At 68.3% G+C, this 23324-nt stretch carries 4 protein-coding genes; all 4 read left to right on the top strand.

Features of this window, described 5'->3' with window-relative positions:
- Window positions 1–21 precede the first annotated feature (21 nt).
- A complete protein-coding gene (locus OHB04_RS02760) occupies window positions 22–4659 on the top strand; it encodes a non-ribosomal peptide synthetase (RefSeq protein WP_326806731.1) in 4638 nt (1545 codons plus the stop codon).
- Window positions 4656–21308: a non-ribosomal peptide synthetase gene (locus tag OHB04_RS02755; RefSeq protein WP_326806730.1), complete on the top strand. Its 16653-nt coding sequence runs from the start codon at window positions 4656–4658 to the stop codon at window positions 21306–21308. The genes OHB04_RS02760 and OHB04_RS02755 overlap by 4 nt, the downstream gene beginning before the upstream one ends.
- A 165-nt stretch (window positions 21309–21473) precedes the next feature.
- The gene (locus OHB04_RS02750) at window positions 21474–21695 is read left to right on the top strand and encodes an MbtH family protein (protein ID WP_326686062.1); all 222 of its coding nucleotides are present in this window, start codon (window positions 21474–21476) and stop codon (window positions 21693–21695) included.
- A gap of 469 nt (window positions 21696–22164) precedes the next feature.
- Window positions 22165–23226: a glycosyltransferase family 2 protein gene (locus tag OHB04_RS02745; RefSeq protein WP_326686061.1), complete on the top strand. Its 1062-nt coding sequence runs from the start codon at window positions 22165–22167 to the stop codon at window positions 23224–23226.
- Window positions 23227–23324 lie beyond the last annotated feature (98 nt).

The following is a 23324-nucleotide window of genomic DNA, read 5'->3' as shown; positions in this document are numbered from 1 at the left end:
CGTCGAGCCGATGGGGGAATCATGGAACGATCTGCGGAAGGCTCCGCATTCCCGTTGTCGGACGCCCAGCGGGAGATCTGGCTGGCGCAACGGTTCAACCCCGAGAGTCTCCACTTCCGAGTGGGCCAGTACGTCGATCTCGACGGCCCGCTCGACGCCGCCCGGTTCGAGGCCGCGGTCCGCGACACCGTCGCCGAGGCGGACACGCTGCACTGCCGGGTCCACGAGGTGGACGGTGTCGCCCGTCAGACGGTGGAACCCGGCGCGGACTGGGATTTCCCGGTGCTCGACCTCAGTACCGAAGCCGACCCGCACGCGGCGGCGGAACGCTGGATGTACGACGACCTCGCTGTCCCGATGGACCTGACCCGGGATCGGCTCTTCTCCAACGCGCTGCTCAAGCTGGGCCCGAACCGCTTCTACTGGTACCAGGGCTGGCACCACCTGGTCGTCGACGCGGCGGGCGGTCTGCTCCTGGCGCAACGCACCGCGCACCGCTACAAGTCGGCCCTGGCGGGGCTGTCCCCGGGGCCTTCCCCGTTCTCGTCGTTGCGGGAACTCGTCGAGCAGGACGTCGAGTACCGCGACTCCGGCCAGTTCGAGCGGGACCGGGAGTACTGGCTCGGGAAGTTCGCCGACCGGCCCGCCGCTGCCCGGCTCTCGGATGTGGCCGAGGAGCCACCGAGGAGTTTCCTGCGGTGCACCGGCCACATCCCCGCGGCAGTCGTGGAGCGTGTCAAAGAAGCCGCCCGCAGTGTCCGTACGCACTGGTCGGTCGTGCTGATCGCCGCGACCACCGCGTACCTCCACCGGCTGACGGGGGAGGACGACATGGCGGTCGGGTTCGCAGCCGCGGCCCGCAAGGGCGCGGTCGCGCGTACGAACCCGGGCACGATGGCGAACGTGCTGCCCCTGCGGGTGCGGGTCGGCCGCGGGACCACCGTGCGGGAGCTGCTGCGGAGCGTCTCGCAGGAGGTCCGCGGCGCGCTGGCCCACCAGCGCTACCGCGCGGAGGACCTGGCCCGTGCGCTCGGTCTGACGAGCGGAATGCGGCACCTCATGGGCCCCGAGATCAACGTGATGCCCGTCGACGTCGACCTGGACTTCGGACCGTGCGCCGCCAAGCTGCACAACGTGTCCAACGGGCTGACCGACGACCTGTCCGTCATGGCTTACGAGCAGGCGGACGGCGCCGTCCGGCTCGACTTCAACGGGAACCCGGACTGCTACAGCGACGAGGAACTGCGCATCCACCAGGACCGGTTCCTCGCACTGCTGGACACGCTGGTCACCGATCTCGACGTCGCGGTCGGCGAGGTGGACGTACTGGGAGCCGCGGAGCGCGGCAGGCTGCTGGAGGGATGGAAGGGCGCGGCAGCCGAGCTGACCTCCGACACACTGCCCGAGGTGCTGGCAGCCCAGGCGGCGCGGACCCCGGAGCGGGTCGCCGTGGTGTGCGGGGAATCCAGCCTCACCTATGAGGAACTGCACACGCGGGCGAACCGGCTGGCGCGTCATCTGGTGCGGCGCGGGGTCGGTCCCGAACGGGTGGTGGGCCTGGTGCTGCCCCGCACGGAGGACATGGTCGTCGCGGTGCTCGCGGTACTGAAGGCCGGCGGTGCGTATCTGCCGATCGACCCTGGTTACCCCGCTCATCGCGTTGCGTTCATGCTCGCCGACGCGGAGCCGGCCTTGCTGCTGGCCACCTCCGAGACCGCCGGGTGCGTCGAGGACAGCACCGTCGACGTCGTGGTGCTCGACAGCGGCGAGGTGGGCCGCAGCCTCGCCGAACAGCCGAGCTCGGAGCTCGGCGAAGAAGAGCGACGGCCGCCGCACGGAACACATCCCGCCTACGTGATCTACACCTCGGGCTCGACCGGCACCCCGAAGGGGGTGGTGGTGCCGCACGTGAACGCGGTGAATCTGCTGTCCTGGGCAGTTCGTACGCTCGGTGAGCGCGATCTCGGCCGGGTGCTCGTCTCCACGTCCTTGAGCTTCGACGTGTCGGTGTTCGAGCTGCTCGCGCCGCTGGCGTGCGGCGGGTGCGCCGAGGTCGTGCGAGACGGCCTGGCCCTGGTGGAGCGGCTGTCCACCGGACCGGCGCCGAGTGCGATCAGCGGAGTCCCCTCGGTGCTGGCCCAGGTGGCCGCCGCGGTGCGGACCACGGAGTTCTCGGGCGTCGTCGTATGCGCGGGTGAGGCGCTGCCGACCCGTGTGGTGGACGCTCTGGAGACGGCGTTCCCGGGAGGCCGGGTGATGAACGCGTACGGACCCACCGAAGCGACCGTGTACGCGACGGCGGGCTGGTGCGGTGCGGCGAACGCGGACGGCGGCGGGGCGCCGGTCGGCCGGCCGGTCGACAACACCCACGCGTACGTGCTGGATGACCGCCTGCGTCTCGTGCCGCAGGGCGCGGTCGGCGAGTTGTACCTCGGCGGTCTCGGGGTGGCACGGGGCTATTGGCGACGGGCGGGGCTGACCGCCGAACGGTTCGTGGCCGATCCCTTCGGCACGGGCGGACATGCGGGCGGGCGGCTGTACCGCACCGGGGACCTCGTCCGGTGGGGCGGGCCCGGCTGCCTGGAGTACGTCGGCAGAGCCGACGACCAGCTGAAGATCCGCGGCTTCCGGATCGAACCGGGCGAGGTCGCAAGCGTCCTGACCAGGCTCGAGGGCGTCGCGGGCGCCGCTGTCGCCCCGTACGACGACGAGTCCGGGGACAGGCTCCTCGTCGGGTACGTGGTGCCCGAAGCGGCCGGAGCGCTCGACACCGGCGAGCTGCGGGAGGCCGTGCGCAGCCGGCTGCCGGATCACCTGGTGCCCGCGGCGTTCGTGCCCGTCGACACGCTGCCGCTCACCGCCAACGGCAAACTGGACCGCCGGGCCCTGCCCGCGCCGCGGTTCTCGGGCACCGCCTCGGCCCGCCCGCCGCGGACCCGGACGGAGGAAACGCTGTGCGAGCTGTTCGGTGAGCTGCTCGGCGTGCCGGATGTGGGGATCGGTGACAGCTTCTTCGACCTCGGCGGGGACAGCATCACCACCATTCAGCTGGTGAGCCGGGCCCAGGCGGCCGGGATCACGTTCACACCGCAGGACGTGCTGACGCACCGGGACGTTGCGGGCATCGCCGCGGTCGCCGCCGAGCACACCGGGACCGAACCGGGTGACGACGACGGCGTCGGCCCCCTCGGGCCGACGCCGATCGTGGAGTGGTTCCGAGGCGCGGGCCAGAGGTTCGAGGGACTGTGTCAGGCCATGCTGCTGACGCTGCCGGCCGCCGTCGACAGGGCGGGCCTGACCGCCGCCCTGGACATCCTGCGGGAGCGGCACGACGCACTGCGCCTGAGCTGGAGCGCGGACGACACCGGTCCGCGGGTGGTGCCCGCCGGGCAGCAGGACATCGCGGAGCAGGTGACCTGCGTGGAGGAGGTGGGCGGCCTCTCCGACGAGAAGTCGCACACCACGGCGGAGGAGCACTTCGAGGCCGCCCGGCAGCGCCTGGATCCGGCATCCGGGAAGGTCTGGCAGGCCGTGTTCCTCGACGCCGGACCCGGACGAGCGGGGCGGCTGCTGCTGGTGATCCACCACCTGGCCGTCGACGCGGTGTCCTGGCCCATCCTGCTGGCGGACCTGGCCACCGCGTGGCAGGCCGTCGCCGCTGGCCGCACAGCGGAGCTTCCGCCGCGCGGCACGTACCTGCGCCGTTGGGCGCGGATCCTCGCCGCCGAAGCCCGCCGCCCGGACCGGATCGCCGAGCTCGACCACTGGAAGAACAGCCTGGCGGACGCCGGGCCCGAGCACACGCAAGCCGCCGAGGCGCCGCAGCACGGATTCGGTGAACTGACCGTGGAGCTCCCCGTCGCGGACACCGAGCCGCTGCTGCGGCGGATGGCCGCCGCATACCACGCCGACACCCACGAGGTGCTGCTGGCCGCGTTGGGCACTGCCGTCGAGCAGTGGCGGCAGCACAGGGGCCGGCCGGGCCGGCCGGTGGTGGTCGAGGTCGAAGGCCACGGGAGGCATCACGAACTCGCCGGAGTCCTGGACCTGTCCGGCGCAGTCGGCTGGTTCACCACCATGTACCCGGTGCGGCTCACCCCCGGTCCGGTGGACCCCGGCGACGTCCGGCAGGGCGGCCCGGAACTGCGGCGCACCGTTCAGCACCTGAAGGAGGAGATCCGGGCCGTCCCCGGACAGGGACTCGGATACGGGCTGCTGCGCTACCTCAACCCGGACACCGCCGGAGAACTGTCCCACCTGCCCACCCCGGAGATCGGCTTCAACTACCTGGGCAGGCTCCCGGTGGCCGACGACGCCGAAGGCGCCCCCTGGACCCCGCTCGCGGACCGCGCGGGGCACACCCTGAGGGTCGCGACCAGGAACGGGCCAGGGATGCCGCCGATCCACCTGATCGACCTCAACGCGGCCGTGCTCGCGACACCCCGGGGACCACGGCTGGTCGCCACCTGGTCCTGGCGGTCCCCACACGCCGGGGAGGCGGTCACCGCGCTCGCGGAGACCTGGTTCGACGTGCTCCGCGGCATCACGGCATCGATCGACCGACCCGGTGCCGGCGGTCACACACCGTCCGATTTCGGCCTGGTTCCACTCACCCAGGAACAGGTCGACCGGCTTGAGGCGAAGTGGAGGAGGCCGTGACGAAGCAGTCCGGCATCATCGACGTACTGCCGCTGACCCCGCTCCAGCAGGGCCTGCTCTTCCACGCCCTCCACGAGGAGAGCAGCCCGGACGAGTACGTCTCCCAGGTCGTACTGGAGCTGGCGGGACCGGTGCGCGCCACCGAGCTGCGTACCGCAGCCGAAGCACTCCTGCGCCGCCACCCGAACCTGAACGCCGCCTTCCTGTCCGACGACCTGGACGCCCCTGTCCAGATCATCCCCCGCTCGGTGCCGCTGGCGTGGGTGGAACTCGACCTCCAGGGCCGCGCCCGAGCCGACCAGCGGGCCGAGCGCGAGCGACTGCTGGCCGCACAGCGGGAGTCCGGGTTCGACCCGGCCGACCCACCGCTGCTTCGGTTCGCCCTGGTCCGGCTCGCGCCACAACGGCACCTGCTGGTGCTGACCAACCACCACATCGTGATGGACGGCTGGTCGTACGGCGTCCTCCTCCGCGAGCTGTTCCAGCTCTACCGGGACGGCGGTGCGGACGGCGGACTCCCGCGGGTCACGCCGTACCGGGAACACCTGGCATGGCTCGGTGCCCAGGACCGGCAGGCAGCCGAGCACGCCTGGCAGCGCGCCCTGGAGGGGCTGAGCGAGCCGACACTGCTCGCCTCGGTGGTGGGACCGGCCGCGACGAAGCACCGTGAACAGACGACCCTGGAGCTCTCCGCGGAACTCACCGCGCAGGTGCGGAGCTTCGCACGCAGCCAGGAGCTGACCCCAGGCACCCTGTTGCAGGCCGCCTGGGGCCTCCTCCTCCGGTCGCTGACCAGCCGCTCCGACGTCGTGTTCGGCCTCACCGTGGCCGGGCGCCCACCTCACCTGCCCGGGGTGGAATCGATGGTGGGGCTGTTCATCAACACAGTGCCCGTCAGGCTCCGGCTGGACCCGGGCGAACCGGTGGTCGAGTTGCTCCGCCGCTTCCGCGACGAACAGGCCGCGCTGGCCGATCACCAGCACCTCGGCCTCGTGGACGTGCACCGGCTGAGCGGGCACGGGAAGCTCTTCGATTCCCTGGTCGTCATCGAGAACTACCCGCTGGACACGGCGAGGATCACGCCGAACGGCAGCGAGTTGCGGGTCACCGATATCGCGGGCCACGACGGTTCGCACTACCCGTTGGGTCTCGTTGTGTTCCCGGGAGAGCGGATGCGGCTCCGGCTGGACCACGACCCGCAGATGTTCGACCAGCCCTTGACGGAATCGCTGCTCGGACGGTTGGAATGCCTTCTGGAGGCGATGTGCACGCGTCCGGAGCGTCCTGTGGGCAACATCGACCCGGCGACCGACGCCGAGCGGGCGCGACTGCTGGGGTTGAACGAGGCCGTGGTGACGGCGCCGTCGGCCCCGGTGCCGGTGCTGTTCGGCCGGCAGGTGGCTCGCCGGCCCGGGGCGGTCGCGGTGGTGTCCGGGAGCGAGGAACTGACGTACGCCGACCTCGACGCCCGCTCCAACCAGCTCGCCCGTCTGCTGGTGGCGGCGGGCGTCGGCCCGGAATGTGTGGTCGGGCTCGCACTGCCCCGCTCGGCGGACGTGACCGTCGCGGTCCTGGCCGTGCTGAAAGCCGGTGGCGCGTACCTGCCGATCGATACCGGCAACCCCGCTGAACGGGTCCGGCTGATACTGAGCGACGCGAAGCCCGCGCTGGTGCTCACCACGAAGGCCCTACGGCCTGCGGTCGAGGTCGGCGACACGCCGATCGTCGAGCTCGACTCACCGGAGGTGCGGCAGCAGATCTCCGCCCGGCCAACGGCGCACCTCACCGACGAGGAACGCGGTCACGGACTGCACGCCGAGCAACCCGCCTACATCATCTACACCTCTGGCTCCTCGGGCACACCGAAAGGCGTCGCGGTCACGCACGAAGGCATCGTCGAGCTGGCCGGGGACCGTGCGTTCGCCGGCTACGCCGATGCGCGCGTGCTGGTTCACTCGACGCTCGCCTTCGACGCGTCGGTCTACGAGATGTGGGTTCCGCTGCTCCACGGCGGGCGATTGGTGCTGGCCCCGACGGACGAGCTCGACCTGGACGCATTGCGGTCGACCATCGCGCGCGAGCGGGTGACGCACGCCTTCTTCACCACGGCTTTGTTCAACCATCTAGTCGACGAGCGAGTCGACCTGTTCTCTGCCCTGCGCGAGGTGTGGACCGGTGGCGAGGCGGTGTCGGCACCAGCGTTCCGGCGCGCGGTCGAGACCTGTCCGGACACCACATTCGTGCACGTCTACGGCCCGACCGAAGCAACCGCGTTCTGCACGTATCACGAGGTCAGGACCGCGGCCTCGATCGGGAACACCGTCCCGATCGGGCGGGCCACGGACAACATGTGTGCCTATGTTCTGGATGGTTCGTTGGGTGTGGTGCCTGTTGGTGTGGTGGGTGAGTTGTATGTGGGGGGTGTGGGTCTGGCGCGGGGTTATTGGGGTCGTGCGGGGTTGAGTGCGGAGCGGTTCGTGGCGGACCCGTTCGGTGGTGTGGGTGGGCGGTTGTACCGGACGGGTGATCTGGTGCGGTGGGGTCGGGGTGGTGTGCTGGAGTTTGTGGGGCGTGCCGATGATCAGGTGAAGGTGCGGGGTTTCCGGATCGAGCTTGGTGAGGTTGAGCGTGTGGTGGGGGCTTGTCCGGGGGTGGGGCAGGCGGCGGTGGTGGTGCGTGATGATCTGCCGGGCGGGCGTGGGCTGGTGGCGTATGTGGTGGGTGCGGATGTGGGGGAGGGGGAGGTTCGCGGGTTTGTGCGTGGGCGGTTGCCGGAGTTCATGGTGCCGTCTGTGGTCGTGGAGTTGGACCGTCTGCCGGTGACGGTGAATGGGAAGTTGGACCGGAAGGCTCTTCCCAGGCCGGAGTTCACGGCATCTGTCGGCGATCGGGGTCCGTGTACGGCGGTTGAGGCTTGTTTGTGTGAGTTGTTTGGTGAGGTGTTGGGTGTGGAGGGGGTGGGGGTTGGTGATGGGTTTTTTGATTTGGGTGGTCATTCTTTGTTGGCGACGCGTTTGGTGTCGCGGGTGCGGGGTGTTTTGGGTGTTGAGCTTGGTGTGAGTGCGGTGTTTGATGCTCCGTCGCCGGGTTTGTTGGCGGGGAGGGTGGAGGGTGCGAGGGGTGCGCGGGGTGGTGTGGTTGCGGTGGTGCGGCCGGGGCGGTTGCCGTTGTCTTTTGCGCAGCGTCGGTTGTGGTTTTTGCATCGGTTGGAGGGGCCGTCGGCGACGTACAACATTCCGTTGGTGGTGCGGTTGGAGGGTGCTGTTGATGAGGGGGCGCTGGGGGCGGCGTTGGGTGATGTGGTCGCCCGGCATGAGAGTTTGCGCACCGTTTTCGACGAGGTTGACGGGGTGCCGTGTCAGAAGGTGGTGCCGGTCGATGAGCTTGGTGCTGTGTGGGGCGGCATGGCCGTTTCTCATGTGGGCCGGGATGGGCTGGATGAGGAGATAGCTGGGCTGGTGCGGTACCGGTTTGATCTGGGTGGTGAGTTGCCGGTTCGGGCGGGTTTGTTGGTGGTGTCGGGGTGTGAGCGGGTGTTGGTGCTGGTGGTGCACCATATTGCGGCGGATGGCTGGTCTTTGCGGCCGTTGTGGCGGGACTTGTGTGATGCTTACCGCGCCCGGTCGGCTGGTGGTGTGCCGGATTGGGTGCCGTTGCCGGTGCAGTATGCGGACTACGCTTTGTGGCAGTACGAGCACCTGGGCAGTGAGGAAGACCCGGACAGCCTGATAGCAGGTCAGCTCGGCTATTGGCAGCGACAGTTGGAGGGCGCGCCGGAATTGCTGTCGTTGCCCACCGACCGGCCCCGGCCGCGTGTGCCCAGCTATCGCGGTGATGTCGTGTCGTTCGATGTCGACAGCGAAGTGCATGAAGGGTTGGCCAGGATAGCCGCCTCCAGTGGGGCGAGTTTGTTCATGGTGCTCCATGCCGGCCTGGTCGCATTGCTGACCCGGCTCAACGCCGGGGAAGAAGTCGTCGTCGGCAGTCCGATCGCGGGGCGGACCGACAGCGCGCTTGAGGACCTGGCGGGCTTCTTCGTCAACACCCTTGTCCTGCGCGTGGATGCTTCGGGCGATCCGACATTCCGTGAGCTCGTCGATCGGGCCCGGAACACGGATGTGGCGGCTTATGAGCATCAGGATGTGCCGTTCGAGCGTTTGGTGGAGGTCGTCAATCCGGTCCGGTCGTTGGCGCAGCACCCCTTGTTCCAAGTGGCGTTTGCTCTCAACAACACGGCGGAGTATGACTTCGCGCTGCCGGGCACCATCGGGCGTCTGTGTCGCCACGATTTCAGTCCGGCGAAGTTCGATTTGTCTTTCGTGTTCGATGAGTTTCGGAGTGCTGACGCGGCTCCGGCCGGCTTGGAGTTGTCGCTGACGTACGCCGAGGATCTCTTCGAGCGTGAGACCGCGCAGCGGCTCGGCAGCTATTTGGTCCGTGTTCTGGGCCAGTTGGCGGAGGCTCCTGACCTGCGTCTGGGGCAGCTGCGGCTCCTTGATCCGGCTGAGGAGCACGAGCTGCTGGTGCGGCGGAACGACACGCACAGGCCCGATATCGCCGCTGTGCCGTTGCCGGACCTGTTCCAGAATCAGGTGAACAGGACGCCGCAGGCCACCGCTCTGGAACACGGGGACGCCCACCTCACCTACGCGGAACTCAACACCCGCGCCAACCAACTCGCCCACCATCTCCGCACGTACGGCATCGGAGTGGAGTCACGTGTTGCTCTGCTGCTCGGGCGATCGGTAGAGGCGAACGTCGCCATCCTCGCAGTGGCGAAGACGGGCGCAGCGTACGTGCCGATCGACCCTGCCTACCCGCGGGAGCGGGTCGGCTTCATGGTGGCGGACAGCGACGCTGCGCTGGTGCTCACCAAATCCGCGTTTAGTCAGCTGCTACCGGCGGACACGCCGAAGCTCGTGCTTGACGAGCCGGAAGTGGTTCGCGCGGCCGAAAGGTGCTCGACCGCTTCGCCCGACGTGGAGGTGCCCTGCGAGGCTGCCGCGTATGTGATCTATACATCGGGTTCGACGGGAACACCGAAGGGCGTAGTGGTCTCGCACGCCGGATTGGCTGCGTTGGCGCGAGCCCAGGTGGAACGCTTCGTGCTCACAGGTGCGTCGAGGGTATTGCAACTGGCCTCGCAGAGCTTCGATGCCGCGGTGCTTGAGATGCTGATGGCCTTCGCCTCCGGCGGAACCCTGGTCGTCCCGTCGGGCTCGATGGGGTTGACCGGTGGGGAGCTGGCCGACGAGCTTGCCGGGAGCCGGATCTCCCATGCGTTGCTGTCCCCGTCGGTGCTGGCGACCATGCCGGTAGTGGAGTTGCCGTCGCTTCGCACGCTGCTGGTCGGAGGGGAACCCATCGGCAGCGAGCTGATCAGCCGATGGGCCCCTGGCCGCCTGATGCTGAACCTGTACGGGCCGACTGAAGCGACGGTCTGGGTCACCGCAGGAGAGGTGGGCACGGACTCGGACAAGCCGATCATGGGCCATCCCACCTTCAATACACGGGTCTATGTTCTGGATGGTTCGTTGGGTGTGGTGCCTGTTGGTGTGGTGGGTGAGTTGTATGTGGGGGGTGTGGGTCTGGCGCGGGGTTATTGGGGTCGTGCGGGGTTGAGTGCGGAGCGGTTCGTGGCGGACCCGTTCGGTGGTGCGGGTGGGCGGTTGTACCGGACGGGTGATCTGGTGCGGTGGGGTCGGGGTGGTGTGCTGGAGTTTGTGGGGCGTGCCGATGATCAGGTGAAGGTGCGGGGTTTCCGGATCGAGCCTGGTGAGATCGAGAGTGTGCTGGTCGGGCAGGCGGGGGTGTCCGAGGCGGCGGTGGTGGTGCGTGAGGACCAGCCGGGTGACAGGCGCATAGTGGCCTACGTCGTGGCGGAGGCGGGCGGTGAGCTGGAGTCCGGTCGGTTGCGGGAGTTTGTGCGTGGGCGGTTGCCGGAGTTCATGGTGCCCTCGGCCGTGGTGGAGCTGGACCGTCTGCCGATGACGGCGAGTGGGAAGTTGGATCGGAAGGCTTTTCCCCGGCCTGACTTTGCGAGTTCTGTGAGTGGCGGGGGTCCGTGTACTGCGGTTGAGGCTTGTTTGTGTGAGTTGTTTGGTGAGGTGTTGGGTGTGGAGGGGGTGGGGGTTGGTGATGGGTTTTTTGATTTGGGTGGTCATTCTTTGTTGGCGACGCGTTTGGTGTCGCGGGTGCGGGGTGTTTTGGGTGTTGAGCTTGGTGTGAGTGCGGTGTTTGATGCTCCGTCGCCGGGTTTGTTGGCGGGGAGGGTGGAGGGTGCGAGGGGTGCGCGGGGTGGTGTGGTTGCGGTGGTGCGGCCGGGGCGGTTGCCGTTGTCTTTTGCGCAGCGTCGGTTGTGGTTTTTGCATCGGTTGGAGGGGCCGTCGGCGACGTACAACATTCCGTTGGTGGTGCGGTTGGAGGGTGCTGTTGATGAGGGGGCGCTGGGGGCGGCGTTGGGTGATGTGGTCGCCCGGCATGAGAGTTTGCGCACCGTTTTCGACGAGGTTGACGGGGTGCCGTGTCAGAAGGTGATTTCGTCGGAAGAGCTGGGCCCTCTCTGGGGTGGTCTGACTACTACGAGCGTCCCCGCCGGCCGGCTGGATGAGGAGATAGCCGGGCTGGTGCGGTACCGGTTTGATCTGGGTGGTGAGTTGCCGGTTCGGGCGGGTTTGTTGGTGGTGTCGGGGTGTGAGCGGGTGTTGGTGCTGGTGGTGCACCATATTGCGGCGGATGGCTGGTCTTTGCGGCCGTTGTGGCGGGACTTGTGTGATGCTTACCGCGCCCGGTCGGCTGGTGGTGTGCCGGATTGGGTGCCGTTGCCAGTGCAGTATGCGGACTACGCTTTGTGGCAGTACGAGCACCTGGGCAGCGAGGAAGACCCGGACAGCCTGATAGCAGGTCAGCTCGGCTATTGGCAGCGACAGTTGGAGGGCGCGCCGGAATTGCTGTCGTTGCCCACCGACCGGCCCCGGCCGCGTGTGCCCAGCTATCGCGGTGATGTCGTGTCGTTCGATGTCGACAGCGAAGTGCATGACGGGTTGGCCAGGATAGCCGCCTCCAGTGGGGCGAGTTTGTTCATGGTGCTCCATGCCGGCCTGGTCGCATTGCTGACCCGGCTCAACGCCGGGGAGGACGTGGTGCTCGGCTCCGTCGTGGCGGGCCGTACCGACGAGGCCCTGGATGATCTCGTCGGCTTCTTCGTCAACACTCTCGTCCTGCGGGTCGACTCCTCCGGCGACCCCACGTTCCGCGAGCTCGTCCGCCGCGTCCGGAACACGGATGTGGCGGCTTATGAGCATCAGGATGTGCCGTTCGAGCGTTTGGTGGAGGTCGTCAATCCGGTCCGGTCGTTGGCGCAGCACCCCATGTTCCAAGTGGCGTTTGCTCTCAACACTTCCGAGGACCACGATTTTGCGCTGCCGAACACGACCGGTGGTCTGCGCCCGCATGACTTCAGTCCGGCGAAGTTCGATTTGTCTTTCGTGTTCGATGAGTTTCGGAGTGCTGACGGGGCTCCGGCCGGCTTGGAGTTGTCGCTGACGTACGCCGAGGATCTCTTCGAGCGTGAGACCGCGCAGCGGCTCGGCAGCTATTTGGTCCGTGTCCTGGGCCAGTTGGCGGAGGCTCCTGACCTGCGTCTGGGGCAGCTGCGGCTCCTTGATCCGGCTGAGGAGCACGAGCTGCTGGTGCGGCGGAACGACACCCACAGGCCCGATATCGCCGCTGTGCCGTTGCCGGACCTGTTCCAGAATCAGGTGAACAGGACGCCGCAGGCCACCGCTCTGGAACACGGGGACGCCCACCTCACCTACGCGGAACTCAACACCCGCGCCAACCAACTCGCCCACCATCTGGTGGAGCTCGGCGTGGGGCCGGAACGGGTCGTGGCACTGGTGCTGCCCCGTTCGGCGGACATGGTGATCGCCGTCCTGGCCGCGTTGAAAGCCGGTGGCGCCTACCTGCCGATCGACCCCGCATACCCGGCCGACCGGATCCGGTTCCTGCTGGAAGACGCGGATCCCGCAGTCGTGATCGCGGCGGACCGCATCGGGGATCACGTGCTCCCCGAAGGGGTTCCGATCCTCCTCCTTGGCGACGCGGAATACCGGCGCCAACTTGGCCTCAGCAACGGTGACGACCTCGCCGACGCCGACCGACGGGTGTCGTTGAGGCCGGAGTCGCCGGCGTACGTGATCTATACGTCTGGTTCCACCGGTGTTCCCAAAGCCGTGGTGATTCCGCACGCCGCAGTGGCCAACTTGGCCGAGGTGCAGCGAGAGCGGCTCGACGCCGGTGTCGGCAGTCGGGTGCTGCAATTGGCATCACCCGGCTTCGACGTGATGGTGATGGAGCTGCTCATGGCTCTCATGACCGGAGGTGCGCTCGTCGTGCCCGAAACGGAGAAGCTGATCGGCGCGGAATTGGCCACTGTCCTGGCCGAGAAGCGCATCAGCCATGCCGTTGTGTCGCCTACGGTGCTGTCGAGTGTTCCGGCACAGGATCTGCCTTCGCTTCGTGTCCTGGTCACCGGAATTGAACCCTGCCCCGGCGAACTCGTGGAGCGGTGGTCGGCGGGGCGGCTGATGGTGAATGCCTACGGTCCCACTGAGGCGACCGTCTACCTCACGATGACCGAGGAGCTTTCCGGCTCTGAGTCCCCGCCCATGGGCACGCCGTTGTCGAACACGCGGGTCTATGTTCTGGATGGTTCGTTGGGTGTGGTGCCTGTTGGTGTGGTGGGTGAGTTGTATGTGGGGGGTGTGGGTCTGGCGCGGGGTTATTGGGGTCGTGCGGGGTTGAGTGCGGAGCGGTTCGTGGCGGACCCGTTCGGTGGTGCGGGTGGGCGGTTGTACCGGACGGGTGATCTGGTGCGGTGGGGTCGGGGTGGTGTGCTGGAGTTTGTGGGGCGTGCCGATGATCAGGTGAAGGTGCGGGGTTTCCGGATCGAGCTTGGTGAGGTTGAGCGTGTGGTGGGGGCTTGTCCGGGGGTGGGGCAGGCGGCGGTGGTGGTGCGTGATGATCTGCCGGGCGGGCGTGGGCTGGTCGCGTATGTGGTGGGTGCGGGTGCCGCTGCGGGCGGTGAGCTGGAGTCCGGTCGGCTGCGGGAGTTTATGCGTGGGCGGTTGCCGGAGTTCATGGTGCCCTCGGCCGTGGTGGAGCTGGACCGTCTGCCGGTGACGGTGAATGGCAAGTTGGACCGGAAGGCCCTTCCCAGGCCGGAGTTCACGGCATCTGTCGGCGATCGTGGCCCGTGTACTGCGGTTGAGGCTTGTTTGTGTGAGTTGTTTGGTGAGGTGTTGGGTGTGGAGGGGGTGGGGGTTGGTGATGGGTTTTTTGATTTGGGTGGTCATTCTTTGTTGGCGACGCGTTTGGTGTCGCGGGTGCGGGGTGTTTTGGGTGTTGAGCTTGGTGTGAGTGCGGTGTTTGATGCTCCGTCGCCGGGTTTGTTGGCGGGGAGGGTGGAGGGTGCGAGGGGTGCGCGGGGTGGTGTGGTTGCGGTGGTGCGGCCGGGGCGGTTGCCGTTGTCTTTTGCGCAGCGTCGGTTGTGGTTTTTGCATCGGTTGGAGGGGCCGTCGGCGACGTACAACATTCCGTTGGTGGTGCGGTTGGAGGGTGCTGTTGATGAGGGGGCGCTGGGGGCGGCGTTGGGTGATGTGGTCGCCCGGCATGAGAGTTTGCGCACCGTTTTCGACGAGGTTGACGGGGTGCCGTGTCAGAAGGTGGTGCCGCTTGAGGATCTGGATGGTGTGTGGGGTGGGCTGACCACTGCACGGGTTCCTGCCGGTCGGCTGGATGAGGAGATAGCCGGGCTGGTGCGGTATGGGTTTGAGCTGGGTGGTGAGTTGCCGGTTCGGGCGGGTTTGTTGGTGGTGTCGGGGTGTGAGCGGGTGTTGGTGCTGGTGGTGCACCATATTGCGGCGGATGGCTGGTCTTTGCGGCCGTTGTGGCGGGACTTGTGTGATGCTTACCGCGCCCGGTCGGCTGGTGGTGTGCCGGATTGGGTGCCGTTGCCGGTGCAGTATGCGGACTACGCTTTGTGGCAGTACGAGCACCTGGGCAGCGAGGAAGACCCGGACAGTCTCATAGCGCAACAACTCGCCTACTGGCAGAGCAAACTCGACGGCGCACCGGAACTGCTGCCACTGCCCACCGACCGACCCCGACCGACGGTTGCCTCCCACAGCGGACACACATTGGTCGTTGAGTGGCCTGCCGAGCTCTGCGCACGTCTGCGGCAGGTGGCCAAATCGAGCGACGCGAGCTTGTTCATGGTGCTCCATGCCGGCCTGGTCGCATTGCTGACCCGGCTCAACACCGGGGAGGACGTGGTGCTCGGCTCCGTCGTGGCGGGCCGTACCGACGAGGCCCTGGACGATCTTGTGGGCTTCTTCGTCAACACCCTCGTCCTGCGGGTCGACTCCTCCGGCGACCCCACGTTCCGCGAGCTCGTCCGCCGCGCTCGGGACACGGATCTGGGGGCTTACGAGAACCAGGACGTTTCCTTTGAGCAGCTCGTCGATGTGCTGAACCCGACCAGGACCCTGGCGCACCACCCACTGTTCCAGGTGATGCTCACCTTGCAGGACTCGCTGGACGCCGAGCTGGGCCTGCCGAACACGAGCGGCCGGCTGATGCCCGTCAGCGTCGGCGCGTCCCGGGTCGATCTGCTGTTCAGCGTCAACGAGGGCGCGCCCAATGAGGGAATCTCGCTGACCGTCGAGTACAACACCGACATCTTCGAGGGCCCTACCGCGCAGGGCTTGCTGTCCCGATTTCGCCGCTTGCTGGAGACGGTGGCCGACGACCCGGATCGGAGTATCAGCGGCATCGACGTCGTGGACGCTGTCGAGCGGCACCGGCTGCTGGACTCCTGGAACGACACGGCGATGGCGCTCCCACCGTCGCGGGTGCTGCCCGATCTGTTCGAACAGCAGGTGTGGCGCACACCGGATGCCGTGGCGCTGGTGTTCGAAGACGTTGAGGTGTCCTACCGCGACCTGAACGCTCGGGCGAACCAGCTCGCCCGCCGTCTGGTGGGGCTGGGCGTGGGGCCGGAGCGGGTTGTGGGATTGGCGCTTCCCCGCTCGGTGGACATGGTGATCGCGGTCCTGGCCGTATTGAAGGCCGGTGGTGCCTACCTGCCGATCGACCCGGCGTACCCCGTCGACCGGATCGCATTCATGCTGGCCGACGCCGAGCCCGCGGTGCTGGTGACGACTTCGGCGGTGCGCGCCGGCCTGCCGAGGACGGATGCCACCTGCCTGCTGGCCGACGACCCGGCAGGCCTGGGAAGCCAGTCGTCGGCGAACGTCGCGGACGCCGAGCGGACGATGCCGCTGACGTCGCAGCATCCGGCGTACGTCATCTACACCTCCGGTTCGACGGGTGTGCCGAAGGGGCTCGTGGGTCTCCACGCCGGCCTCGCGAACCGCTGGGAGTGGTTCAGCAGCCGGTATCCGCAGTGGCGGTCCTCCACGGTCCTCGCGCGCAGCTCGCTGAGCTTCCTGGACAGCGCCACCGAAGTGCTGGGCACGTTGCTGCACGGGGGTAAGGTCGTGCTGGCGGGGGACGACGCCCTGCGAGATCCAGCAGCCCTGGTGCGACTGGTCTCCGCGTACGAGATCGAGCGGGTGACCGTGGTCCCGAGCCTGCTCCGGCTGCTGCTGGACGACACCTTCTCCAGCTCCCTCTCGTCCGTGCGCTGCTGGGTGGTCAGTGGCGAGGCACTGCCGCGCGCGCTGGTCGAGCGCCACCGCGACGTCCTGCCCGATTCGCTGCTGCTCAACTTGTACGGATCCTCCGAGGCCAGCGCGGACAGCCTGTTCTGGGAGGCCGAGGACGGCCCCGTCAAGGTCGGTCGGCCGGTCGCCAATACGCGGGTCTATGTTCTGGACGGTCGGTTGGGTGTGGTGCCTGTTGGTGTGGTGGGTGAGTTGTATGTGGGGGGTGTGGGTCTGGCGCGGGGTTATTGGGGTCGTGCGGGGTTGAGTGCGGAGCGGTTCGTGGCGGACCCGTTCGGCCCCGCGGGTGGGCGGTTGTACCGGACGGGTGATCTGGTGCGGTGGGGTCGGGGTGGTGTGCTGGAGTTTGTGGGGCGTGCCGATGACCAGGTGAAGGTGCGGGGTTTCCGGATCGAGCCTGGTGAGATCGAGAATGTGCTGGCCGGGCAGGCGGGGGTGTCCGAGGCGGCGGTGGTGGTGCGTGAGGACCAGCCGGGTGACAGGCGCATAGTGGCCTACGTCGTGGCGGAGACGGGCGGTGAGCTGGAGACCGGTCGGCTGCGGGAGTCCGTACGTGCGCGGTTGCCGGAGTTCATGGTGCCCTCGGCCGTGGTGGAGCTGGACCGTCTTCCGATGACGGCGAGTGGGAAGTTGGACCGGAAAGCCCTCCCCAAGCCGGACTTCACGAAGTCCGTCGGCGACCGCGGCCCGCGCACACCACTCGAAGCTCGCCTGTGCGATCTGTTCGGCCAGGTCCTCGACATCACGATGGTCGGGGTGGACGACAACTTCTTCGACCTGGGCGGCGACAGCATTTCTTCCGTACGGCTCGTCAGCCGGGCCCAGGCCGCGGGACTGACGATCACCGTGCGGGACGTGTTCCAGTACAGGTCCGTGGCCGCGCTGGCAGGGGCAGCCGAGTTGCGGGAGCCGCCCGCGCCCGCGGCAGTGGAAGCGCGAGCGCCTTTGACCGACCTCACCGCGGAGCAGCTCGCCCGGGTGCGCGCCGAGTACGCGCGGCACGGAGGAGCGGACGAGGTCCTGCCGGTCACTCCGCTCCAGGAAGGGCTGCTGTTCCACGCGCTGTACGACGCGCGCGACCCCGACGACTACACGGTCCAGCTGTCCCTGGAACTGGTCGGGCCGATGGACCGCAGGGCGCTGCGGGACGCGGCGGAATCCGTACTGCGGCGCCACTCGAACCTCCGCGCCGCTTTCTGGCTCGACGGCGTCGAACAGCCGGTTCAGGTCGTACCCGCCGCCACGACGCTGCCCTGGCGCGAAGTCGACCTGCGGCACCTCGGTGACGACGAGCAGCGGGCCGAGCTCACGCGTCTGCTGGCCGCGGAGCGCTCGCAGCGGTTCGACCCGGCCGTGCCCCCCCTGCTGCGTTTCGTACTGATCCGGCTCGGCGAACGGGCCCATCTCCTGGCACTGACGCACCACCACCTGCTGTTGGACGGGTGGTCCACGCCGGTGATTCTGCGAGATCTGTTCCATGTGTACGAGCACAACAGCGCGGACGGGCTGCCGCAGCCCACGCCGTATCGGGAATTCCTGGCGTGGCAGGCCGCGCAGGACAGGGAGCAGGCCGCAGCCGCCTGGCAGGAGATGCTGCGCGGCTTGCCGGCACCGACCCGCATCGCGCCGAAAGCGGAGGTCGTCCAGGCGCGGTGCGGGCGCGACCGGGTCACCCAGGAACTGCCGCCGGAGCTGGCCGGCTCTCTGGAGGCCCTCGCGCGGGAGCGCGGCTGGACGCTGAACACACTCGTGCGCGGCACGTGGGCATTGCTGCTGGGCCAGCTGACCGGCAGCGATGACGTGGTCTTCGGCGCCACCGTCGCCGGACGCCCACCGGAGGTGGCGGGCATCGAGGACATGGTGGGCCTGTTCGTCAACACCCTGCCCGTCCGCGTCCGCCTCACCGCCGACGAGCCCGTCTCCGCCCTGTTGTCGAGGGTGCAGGAAGATCAGCTGCGGATGGCGCAGTTCGAGCACGTGGGGCTCAACGACATCCAGCGGATGACGGGCCACAGCGTTCTGTTCGACAGTCTCGTGCTGTTCGAGAACTTCCCCGTCAATCGCGAGGTCCTCGAACGGGCGGGAGGTGGCCTGCGGATTCGCGAGGCTTACAGCCACACCAGCACCCACTATCCGCTCAGTCTCGTCGTTGTGCAGGGGGAGCGGGTGGAACTGCATCTGGACCACCGGACGGATGTCTTCGACCGGCCGAGGGCCGAGGCCATGCTCGACGGGCTGAGCGCGCTGTTGCGGATGGTGGTCGACATGCCGGATCGGGCGGTGAACACCATCGACGCGGTCACCGCAGTCGAACGGGACCGACTGCTGACACAGGGGAACGGTACCGATGCCGCGTGGCCCGCACTGTCGGTGCCCGCGCTGTTCGAGGCCCGGGCCGGCAGGTCCCCGGGGAGTGAGGCGGTCGTCTCCGGCGAGGAACGGCTGACCTACGCAGAGCTGAACGCGCGCGCGAACCGGCTCGCCCGCTACTTGACAGCCCGTGGCGTGGGACCGGAGCGAGTCGTCGCCCTCGCGTTGCCGCGCTCGGTGGACATGGTGGTCGCGCTGCTCGCCACGTTGAAGACTGGTGGCGCGTACTTGCCGATCGATCCGGCACACCCGGCGGAACGTATCGCTCACGTGCTCGACGACGCCGACCCCCTCCTCGTGCTCACCACCACCGAAACCGCCCCGCACCTCGGTACCTCCCGGCGCGTGCGGTTGGACGACCCTGCGGTCCGCCAGACGGTCGACCGGCTTCCCGCGGTCGACCTCACCGACGAGGACCTCCCGGCCGAGCCGCATTCCTCGCACCCCGCATACCTGATCTACACGTCAGGCTCCACCGGCAGGCCCAAAGGCGTGGCGGTGCCCGAGTCGGCGCTGCGGAACCTGCTGCTCGGAATGGGGGAGGCCCTACGGTTCGACGCTTCGGACCGCTGGCTGGCCGTCACTACACTGGCGTTCGACATCGCCGTGCTGGAACTGCTCGGCCCGCTGCTGGCGGGCGGCACCGTTGTGGTCGCCGACGACGAGACGGTCCGCGACCCCGCGCTGCTGACCGGTGTGGTCGAACGGGAGCGCATTTCTTTCGTGCAGGCCACGCCATCGCTGTGGCAGGCGCTGATCGGCTCCTGCCACGCGGAGGCCGGGAACCTGACGATGCTGTCCGGCGGTGAACCACTGCCCTCGGAACTCGCCGCCGACATGCGTGCGACAAGGCGCCGGGTCGGGAACCTGTACGGCCCGACCGAGACCACAGTGTGGTCGACCCTGGCCTGGTGCGACAACACGCGACCACCCTCGATCGGCCGGCCGATCGCCAACACGCGACTGTGTGTGCTGGACCGGTGGCTGCGGCAGACCCCACCGGGCGTGGTGGGAGAGTTGTACGTCAGTGGCGCCGGGCTGGCACGTGGGTACTGGAAGCGCCCGGGACTGACCGCGGAGCGCTTCGTGGCCGACCCGTTCGGCCCGGCCGGGGCGCGGATGTACCGCACCGGGGATCTCGTGCGGTGGAATCACCACGGCGAACTGGACTACGTGGCACGGGCCGACGATCAGTTGAAGGTGCGCGGATTCCGCATCGAGCCGGGTGACATCGAGAACGCCCTCTTCGAACATCCCGCCGTCGCACGGGCTGCGGTGGTCATGCGCGAGGACCGGCCCGGCGACAAACGGCTGGTCGCCTTCGTGGTGCCCGACGCGGGTGCGGAGATCGACTCCGACAAGGTGCGGCGCTTCGTACGAGAGCGCCTGCCCGAGTACATGGTCCCGGCCGTCGTCGTGGCCCTGGACGAACTGCCGGTCACGGCGAACGGCAAGCTGGACGGCGCCAGGCTCCCGACGCCCGAGTTCACACGCCGCGCCGGGGCAAGGGGGCCGCGCACACCGACCGAAGAAGAGTTGTGCGATCTGTTCGGCCAGGTATTGGGCGTCGAGCGGGTCGGCGTCGACGAGAGCTTCTTCGACCTCGGAGGACACTCCCTGCTGGCAACTCGCCTGGTGTCCCGCATCCGTGGCGGCTTCGGTGTGGAACTGGGCGTGGGAGCGCTGTTCTCCGCGCCGACCGTGGCCGAGCTGAGCCGTCGGCTGGACGCGGAGGAGGCGGGCAGCGGCCTCGACGCTCTCCTGCCGCTGCGCGCGACCGGAAGCAGCCGGCCACTGTTCTGCGTTCACCCGGCGGGCGGGATCAGCTGGCCGTACGCGGGGCTCCTCCCGTACCTCGATCCCGGGCAACCGGTCTACGGGCTACAGGCTCCTGACCTTTCCAACGGCAGTTCCGCACCCACGAGTGTCGAGGGAATGGCCTCGGACTACCTGGCGCGCATTCGGGCTGTGCAGCCGACCGGCCCGTACCGGCTGCTCGGCTGGTCGTTCGGCGGCGTCGTCGCGCACGCCATCGCGACGACGATCCAGGACGAGGGCGACGAGGTCGAGTTGCTCGCGGTGCTCGACGCGTTCCCGCCACCACCCACCGGCGAACGGGACCTGCTGCCTGCGGCACCCGGCGACGTCCGCGACATGTTCGTCGAGGTGCTCGGTGCCGAGAGCGGCGGAGCGGGCGGATACGCCCTCGACGATGCGATCCTCGACCGCCTCTGCCGCAGCCACGAGCGCCACGGCCGAGCCCTCGCGGAGCACCGGCCCGGCCGGTTCCACGGCGACCTGCTGCTGTTCGTCGCCACCGGTGAGCCAGGAAGCGACGGCAGCGGAAACTGGCGCACTTCGCAGGCGTGGCATCCGTTCGTCGGCGGGCGGATCGAGGTGCACGAGGTCGACAGCGGGCACGACCGCCTGATGCGCACCGAGGCCCTGTCGCGCATCGCGCCGGTGGTGGCCGACCGGCTCGACGGACAGCCCGGCACCGGGGAACGAGCTGGTTCACCAAGTGACCGGTGACCGGTCGAACGCCCGGAGGGCCGATCGGCGTTCCAGGCGCACGACCCGGCGGACCCGGGCCGGGAGACCGGCAGCCGCCGGTACCACCGCAGGCATGGGGCAGAACGAGAACCGCGTCCGCCGATCGGACGCACCGCATTTCCACAGATCACCGGGAGGCATGCGATGAGCAGCTCGACGAATCCCTTCGACGATGAGAACGGCACATTTCTCGTCCTGGTCAACGATGAGAACCAGCACTCGCTGTGGCCATCGTTCGTCGATGTGCCTGCCGGGTGGCACATCGCGCACCCCGAGGACACCCGGCAGGCCTGCTTGGAATACATCGAGACCAACTGGACCGATCTTCGGCCCCGGAGCCTGGTCGAGAAGATGAAGGCGGAGTGAGGAGATCAGCGGGTTCGCGCGCCGCCTGATCACGGTGAGCGGCCGGGCGCGCCCGGGGGCTCCTGGTGTGCCGCTGTGCAGGGTGACGGAGTTGTCCACAACGGCCGGGTAGTCCACAGAAAGTGAGCACCCGGAACGCGCTGCGACAATCGTGGCTAGCTTTCTCCTACCGGGTCCGGCCGATGCCGATCGGCGTCGGCCGGACCGCAGCGTATGGAGAAGGGGAGTGACGGATGCACGGGGGATTGCCACTTATCGGGCTCAGCGTGCTCGTGTACGGGCTCGTAGGAGCTGTAGCCCTGGCCAAGGGCCTGTTTGCCCGGTGCCGGGGGCGCCTGTCCGGGAACGGGAGGAGCGGGAGCGGGCCAGGAGCCAGGGCCGGCAGCGGACATCCCTCAAGGAGCCGCACGGGCTGCCGGAGCGGGCGGCGGCAGAAGAGGCGGGGGAGTGAGCAATCATGCCCGGCCGTGTGACCGTGATCGTTCCCGCCCACAACGAGGAGGCGGGGCTTCCCGCCACCCTGGAGTCGATCCGCGCCCAGACCGTGCCCCCGGGGCAGGTGATCGTGGTGGACGACGCCTCGCAGGACGGTACGGGCGAGGTGGCGCGGGCCTACGGTGTCGAGGTGCTGCGGCCCCCGGCCAATCTCGGCAGCAAGGCGAAAGCTCAGAACTACGCCCTGCCGCACTGCCGGGGTGACCTGGTCCTGGCTGTCGACGCCGACACCGTCCTGGCACCCGACTACATCGAGCAATTGCTGCCGGCCTTCGATGACCCGTCTGTCGTAGTCGCTGCTGGGAACGTGCAAACACGCTTCGCCAGGACCGTGTGGGAGCGAGGCCGCTCGGTGGAGTATCTGTTCGGGTTTCACTGGAATCGCCCCATTCAAGAGCGAGTCAACAGCCCGATGGTCTGCTCGGGGTGTTGCTCCGCCTTCCGTCGTGAGGAGCTGACGGCGGCGGGAGGATTCCCGGAAGCAACAATCGTGGAAGATATGGACTACACATGGAGTCAGCAGATCTCGGGCCGCCGGGCCCGGTATGTCAGCGACGCGGTCGCCTGGGCCGCCGACCCTGAGTCGCTGCTGTATCTGCGCAAGCAGGTATGGCGCTGGATGGCCGGCTTCTGTCAGAACGTGCGCCTCCATGCGGGGGAGCTGGTCCTGCACAAACCGATGCTGGCGGTATGGGTGCTGCTGGCACTGGTGGAGATCCTCACGGCGCCGCTGTGGTGGGGCACGCCACTGGTGCTGATCGTCGGCCTGGGATATCCGGTGGTACCGACGCTGGCCTGGTGGCTGGGTGCCGAGCTGGTCTTCACCGTGCCGCCGCTGGTGTATGCCGCGCGACGGCGAGGGCTGCGCCTGAAAAAGGTGCTTGCCGACCTCCCTTGCGTCTATCCCACCAAGATCGTCAACCTCTGCTACGCGTGGAAGGCCGTGCTGGTCGAGCTGGTATTGGTGCCCTTGCGGCTGTCCCGCGGTCTGACTGTCTACGAGAAGGGCCGGGCGCCACTGGGAAGCTCCGCTTAGCTGTTCATTGCCCGCGGGCTTTGAACGGGTCTCGAAGCTGAGGCAGCTGTGCCCGGTTGACCGGGTGTGCGGGCGGCCTTCGCGCGGTCGTGTGCCAA

The organism is Streptomyces sp. NBC_01775 (genome assembly GCF_035917675.1).
Classification (GTDB): Bacteria; Actinomycetota; Actinomycetes; order Streptomycetales; family Streptomycetaceae; genus Streptomyces.
Note: the sequence above shows the minus strand (reverse complement) of the source record. Positions and strands in the feature narration are given on the sequence as shown.

Excerpts from the sequence above, each read along its gene's own strand:
- OHB04_RS02760 (WP_326806731.1), top strand. The coding sequence starts at position 22 with ATGGAACGATCTGCGGAAGGCTCCGCATTCCCGTTGTCGGACGCCCAG.
- OHB04_RS02750 (WP_326686062.1), top strand. The coding sequence starts at position 21,474 with ATGAGCAGCTCGACGAATCCCTTCGACGATGAGAACGGCACATTTCTC.